A 773-nucleotide genomic window follows, 5' to 3' on the forward strand; every position below is an offset into this window, starting at 1 on the left:
TATGACATGAAATTGTTCCTGACTCCTGCTGATAGGCAGAATATGGTTTTGTTTAAAAGCAAACCATTTGAGGAAACATATAATGAAACTGTTAGAAAGGAAACTTTAAACACAACAGTTCTTGTTGGGGAAAATGTTCAGTTCAAAATAACTGTAACAAACAATGGAAACATGATTCTAGATCAGGTATTTGTTAAAGATATCCAATTTAGCGAAGGTTTAGTATTCACTAACTGGTATAATGATACAGGTAATTGGAAGTATGACGGTTCTGGAAAATGGGTATTGGACAGAACCTTAAGAGTAATGCAGAGTGCAAGTTTGATAGTTGAATTCAAGACTAAAGAACTGGGCGTTTTGGAAAATAACGTTACTTCCGGTTATATGAATTACACATTATCCAATTCAACAAATACTACAACCACATATCCTAATCCTGAAATGTCTGTGAGGAAAATTTCTAACAATAAAGTAGTTAGAAAAGGTAAAACAGTAAGTTTCACAATTGTAGTTGAAAACACCGGTAAATATGATATTACTGGTTTATATATAATTGACAGGGACTATACTGATGGTTTAAAGTATGACTATTATGTTGATCCTACCAATACATGGCAATATGCCGGAAATGGAAAGTGGGAATATAATGGTGTCTTAAAAGTAGGTAAAAAATGTAAAATTATACTTTACTTTATAGCTGTCAAAACTGGTTTGCAAAACAATACTGTAATTGCAGGGAATAATCAAACTAACAGGACTGTAAACAGTACTAA

General features: G+C 32.2%; 1 protein-coding gene. It reads left to right on the forward strand.

Annotated elements, in window-relative coordinates; translation table 11 throughout:
* Positions 1-773: hypothetical protein (locus Q4Q55_RS03605; protein WP_303371454.1), on the forward strand; the 773-nt coding region annotated here is incomplete at both ends.

This window comes from Methanobrevibacter sp. (assembly GCF_030539555.1).
Taxonomy (GTDB): Archaea; Methanobacteriota; Methanobacteria; order Methanobacteriales; family Methanobacteriaceae; genus Methanocatella.